This is a genomic window from Pseudomonas sp. R62 (assembly GCF_000257605.1).
In the GTDB taxonomy this organism is placed as follows: domain Bacteria; phylum Pseudomonadota; class Gammaproteobacteria; order Pseudomonadales; family Pseudomonadaceae; genus Aquipseudomonas; species Aquipseudomonas atacamensis.
This window is the reverse complement of record NZ_JH635999.1, coordinates 407,430-412,298: the sequence shown is the minus strand read 5'-3', so window position 1 is coordinate 412,298 and position 4,869 is coordinate 407,430. Positions and strand designations below refer to the sequence as shown.

At 60.2% G+C, this 4,869-nt stretch carries 6 protein-coding genes and 1 tRNA gene; 3 read left to right on the top strand and 4 right to left on the bottom strand.

Features of this window, described 5'->3' with window-relative positions:
* The coding region (locus OQK_RS31510) for a hypothetical protein (RefSeq protein WP_238537232.1) at positions 1–316 on the bottom strand (316 nt) is incomplete at its 3' end.
* Between OQK_RS31510 and OQK_RS20115 the strand changes: the two genes are divergently transcribed.
* Together OQK_RS20115 and OQK_RS20110 are read left to right on the top strand one after the other, a co-directional pair.
* The gene (locus tag OQK_RS20115; RefSeq protein ID WP_016773953.1) at positions 285–518 is read left to right on the top strand and encodes a hypothetical protein; all 234 of its coding nucleotides are present in this window, start codon (positions 285–287) and stop codon (positions 516–518) included. The genes OQK_RS31510 and OQK_RS20115 overlap by 32 nt on opposite strands.
* The gene (locus OQK_RS20110; protein ID WP_038861463.1) at positions 518–1,654 is read left to right on the top strand and encodes a tyrosine-type recombinase/integrase; all 1,137 of its coding nucleotides are present in this window, start codon (positions 518–520) and stop codon (positions 1,652–1,654) included. Before OQK_RS20115 ends, OQK_RS20110 begins: the two co-directional genes overlap by 1 nt.
* 109 nt (positions 1,655–1,763) lie before the next feature.
* Here OQK_RS20110 and OQK_RS20105 read toward each other — a convergent pair.
* Positions 1,764–1,840: transfer RNA gene (locus OQK_RS20105), tRNA-Val, on the bottom strand.
* Between the two features lie 183 nt (positions 1,841–2,023).
* On the opposite strand from OQK_RS20105, the gene OQK_RS20100 reads away from it, so the two are divergent.
* Positions 2,024–3,307 carry an NAD(P)/FAD-dependent oxidoreductase gene (locus OQK_RS20100; RefSeq protein WP_016773951.1) on the top strand — a complete coding sequence of 428 codons (1,284 nt, stop codon included), beginning with the start codon at positions 2,024–2,026 and terminating at the stop codon, positions 3,305–3,307.
* A 126-nt stretch (positions 3,308–3,433) separates the two neighbouring features.
* Here OQK_RS20100 and OQK_RS20095 read toward each other — a convergent pair whose 3' ends face one another.
* The gene (locus OQK_RS20095; protein WP_016773950.1) at positions 3,434–4,405 is read right to left on the bottom strand and encodes an XdhC family protein; all 972 of its coding nucleotides are present in this window, start codon (positions 4,403–4,405) and stop codon (positions 3,434–3,436) included.
* A gap of 1 nt (position 4,406) precedes the next feature.
* The coding region (locus tag OQK_RS20090) for a c-type cytochrome (protein ID WP_038861460.1) at positions 4,407–4,869 on the bottom strand (463 nt) is incomplete at its 5' end.

Here is a 4,869-nt window from a genome sequence, read left to right as displayed (position 1 = left end):
GGCCGAAGCGGCAGCCGGGTTCAGGCTTGATCGTCGGCGCAAGTACTGGATCACCGAAGACGGCGATGTCGAGGAAGAAGGCGTTGTGACCCTGTCCTGTAGCGGGTGCAGTTGCGGATGTGAGGGTGGCTGCAGTTGCGGCCCATCGTCCGGATGCAGCGAGTGCGGCTATACGGGCAGGCGGCGCTTTCACTTTGGGTACCCCGCTCAATCCCCTGAGCAGCGAAAAGAACTTCGAAACCTTTAACCACCTTCTGCCGCCACGCGCGGCATGGAGCATCACAATGGCAAAAATTCTGGCCCAGATCACGGTCAAGTTGCCGCGCCTTATGGAGGCAGGCGAATACAGAAAGCTCCGCTACGTCGGCGGCAAGCCGAGTTTGCAGCAGTTGAAAAAATGGATTGAGGAAGGCGAAGTGGTAGGAGAAGTAAAAGGCGGGATGTATTTCGTGGATGTGCAGGCGGCCGTGATGGGGTCAGATGATCCCCTGCTGGCCAAGATGTTGGAGATAGGCTGATGGCTGCCCGGCCGCGCACGCTCAAAAACAGGAAGCTACCGCCAAATCTTTACCCGAACGGTAAATATTTTCGGTACCGGAACCCCATTACCGGCTTGATGACAAGCATCAACCGCCCACTTGAGGAAGCAATCAAGCTCGCGCACGCAGCAAACCTCAAGGTCGCGGCGCTGGTCGTCGATGACGGGGCGCTGCTTACCCTGCTGACCGGCGATCGGTTGCCAACGGTGAGCAACCTGCTGCAGCGGTTCAATGACGAATGGCTGGTCGACAAGGGCTATGCGGCGCGGACACTGGAAGAGATCAAATTCAAGCTCGAGCGGTACCGGCAGGATCTCGGCGATCGCCTGATCGGACAGATGGACGTGCTGGCCATGGCTGAATACCTGGACCAGTTCAGCAACAACGCCTACACAAAGCATCGCGGGCTGTGGGTGCAGATCTTCGCTTTCGCCGTTGCAAAAGGTTTGGCCGAGCGCAATTGCGCCGAGCTGACGCTGGTCAAGAAGGAAGCCGAGAAGAAGCGCCAGCGGCACACGCTGGAAGGACTACAGACGATCATCGCCGCGGCGACCACGCCGCCCTGGCTGAAACGGGCAATCCGCCTGGCACTTGCCAGCCTTCAGCGCCGCGAGGATATCGTGACCTGGCTGAAGTCAGCGGTCGACATGGACAAGAACACGCTGACCGTGTCGCCGGGCAAGACGCAGGGCTACGACAATCCGGTTCACCTGAAGATCACCATGGGCGCCGCGCTGCGTGAAGTCGTCGGCGAGTGCCTGCGATCGCCGTTGGTCTCGCCCTACCTGATCCATTACAAGCCGAAGGCCCGGCGAAGGGAACAGATCGACGCGAAGGACCACTGGACGTCGGTGACACCAGATTATCTGACCAAGGAGTTCAGCAAGGCGCGGGACGCGGCGCACGCTTATGACCATGTGCCGGCCGGTGAGCGCCCCACTTTTCACGAGATCCGCGCTTTAGGCGCATGGCTATATGAGCAGCAGAATTTCCCGCAGGAATACATTCAGGCGCTGCTGGGCCACGCGGACGAGAAGATGACGAAGCACTATCAGGAGGGACACGGCGACAAGACGATCGACTATGTTGAAGTGAGCGCCGAACTGGCGTTCTGAGGTGGGGGTTTTGCAAAAGTTTTGCAAAAGTTTTGCAAATCGCAGACAACAAAAAAGGGCTCACCTTTCGGTGAGCCCTTCTAGACCGCCCAGCAGAGCGGATTTTGTTTGGTAGGCGCGATTGGACTCGAACCAACGACCCCCACCATGTCAAGGTGGTGCTCTAACCAACTGAGCTACGTGCCTGCTGTGAGGCGGCATTCTACGGAATTCCGGAGGGGTGTCAACACCTTTTTTTCACCTAACCCTATGAATATGCAAAATATTTAATTTCGCCTCAGCGACGAAGAGTTTCCGGTGGCTGGCGGAGGTTTTTCAACTCGGGTAGGATCGACGCACTCGTAAAATATATTAAACAGAGGCGGCAGGATGGCGAACACCCAATACCCAGAGTCTTATTACGCTGCGTCGGCCAATGCCGTACCACCACGCCCTGTGCTGCAGGATGATGTGGAGACGGACGTCTGTGTGATCGGCGCCGGGTATACCGGGCTGTCGTCCGCCCTGTTCCTGTTGGAGAACGGTTTTCGCGTAACCGTGCTGGAAGCGGCGAAAGTCGGTTTTGGCGCCTCGGGCCGCAACGGCGGGCAGATCGTCAACAGCTATAGCCGCGACATCGACGTCATTGAACGCACGGTCGGCCGCCAGCAGGCGCAACTGCTCGGCGAAATGGCCTTTGAAGGCGGCCGGGTCATTCGCGAGCGCGTGGCCAGATACAACATCCGGTGCGACCTGAAGGACGGCGGTGTATTCGCCGCCCTTTCCGCCAAACAAATGGGCCACCTGGAATCGCAAAAGCGCCTGTGGGAACGCTTCGGCCACACCCAGCTGGAATTGATGGATCAACGCCGCATTCGTGAAGTGGTGGGTTGCGATCAGTACGTCGGTGGCATGCTCGATATGAGCGGCGGCCACATCCATCCGCTGAATCTGGCGCTCGGAGAAGCGGCGGCAGTCGAGTCTCTCGGCGGCACCATCTATGAGCAATCACCTGCCGTGCGCATCGAGCGCGGCGCCAATCCGGTTGTGCATACGCCGCAGGGCAAGGTCAGGGCCAGGTTCATCATCGTCGCCGGCAACGCCTACCTCGGTAATCTGGTACCGGAACTGGCGGCCAAATCGATGCCGTGCGGTACCCAGGTGATCACCACCGAGCCGCTGGGCGATGAGCTGGCGAAGGCGCTTTTGCCGCAGGATTACTGCGTGGAGGACTGCAACTATCTGCTCGACTACTATCGCCTGACCGCCGACAAGCGCTTGATCTTCGGTGGCGGCGTCGTTTACGGCGCTCGCGATCCGGCGAACATCGAAGCGATCATTCGCCCGAAGATGCTCAAGGCTTTCCCGCAACTCAAGGACGTGAAGATCGACTACGCCTGGACCGGCAACTTCCTGTTGACCCTTTCGCGCTTGCCGCAGGTCGGGCGCCTGGGCGACAACATCTATTACTCGCAGGGCTGCAGCGGTCACGGTGTCACCTACACGCACCTGGCGGGCAAGGTCCTCGCCGAAGCGTTGCGCGGTCAGGCCGAGCGCTTCGATGCCTTTGCCGACCTGCCGCACTATCCCTTCCCCGGCGGGCAATTGCTGCGCACACCGTTTGCCGCGCTGGGTGCCTGGTATTACGGGCTGCGCGATAAGTACAGCCTATAAAACCATTGTGGCGAAGGGATTTATCCCCGTTGGGGGTGCGAAACGCCCCTCTTGAGCAGGAGGGGACTGCTGCGCAGTCCAACGGGGATAAATCCCCTCGCCACAGTAGATCAGCAAGGCTTAGGATCAGAGCTGGTCCCGAGCGATCCCGCTGCGAATCCGCAGGATATCCGCCAGCACCGCCAGCGCAATTTCCGCCGGTGTCTTGCTGCCGAGGTTGAGGCCGATCGGCGCATGAACCCGCGCCAGCTCTGCCTCACTCAAGCCACCAATGCGGCGTAAGCGCTCGAAGCGTTTCTGCGACGTCTGCTGCGATCCCATCACACCGATGTAAAACGCCTCGGTGCGCACCGCTTCCATCATCGCCAGATCGTCGATGCGCGGATCATGGGTCAACGCCACTACCGCCGTATCGCGATGACAACCACCGTCGGCAATGAACACCGAAGGCAACTGTCGACGGATTTCCACGCTATTGAGCACCACGCCTTCAAGCATTTCATCACGCGGATCGCAAAGAATCACTTCGAAGCCAAGCCCTACCGCGAACTCGGCACAGGCCTGCGCCACACTTGAGTAGCCAGCGAGCAACAAGCGCTGTGCTGCACCGACACGAATGCGCACCCGATCAATCTCACGCTCGATCCGTGCACCCTGCTCGCGATCAGCAAACAGAGTGCGCGCACCGCTGGCCAGATCAACTTCGCGAAGCAGACGACGCTGACCCAGCAGCGCCGATTCCAGTTCACGCAGGTGCGCCTGCACCGCGCAGTCGGCGTCAAGTTTCTCAACCAGCACATCAAGAATGCCGCCGCAAGGCAGACTGACCCGCGAGCGCGGATCATCGCCTTCGCCGTAACGCACGACGCTTACCGCTTCGAGAAACGCACCTTCGGCAACGCGCTCAAGGAAATCCTCCTCGACGCAACCGCCCGATAGCGAACCGATCCACTGCCCGCCTTCGTTCACCGCGAGCAGCGAACCCGGCGCGCGCGGTGCCGAGCCGTAAGTGGTGAGCACCGTGCACAGCCAGATTCGCTGCCCGGCCACCGACCATTCCAGCGCCCGACGCACCACTTGCAGATCGAGATGCTGCATATCAGTGCGCCTTGTGCTCGACGCTCGGCGCGTCGGCTTGCAGCTTCTGCACTTCGCTCACCGCCAGTTCAGCGCCCTGCCCGCCCCAACCCTGACGCAGGTAGTTGAGCAGATCAGTCAATTGCTCAGGACTGAGCTTTCCAGCAAAACCCGGCATCGGCTGCATGTGCTCGAACCCGGAGAATTTCTGTTCGCCGATGCCGTCCTCGATCACTCGCAACAGATTGCGCGGATCTTCGAGGCGCAACGTGGTGTTGCCACGCATGGCCACTGCGATGTGCGGTTTGCCTTCACCGCCAGCCGCGTGACAACCGGCGCAGACGTTCAGGTATTCCTGACGGCCGCGCTGAGCACTCGCGCTGAGCTTGTCCAGCGGCACCTCGACGAGCTCTTTGGCTGGTGGCGGTTGCTCGCCAAGGAGGAACGTCGCCATTGCCGCCAGGTCAGCATCGCTCAGACCTTGA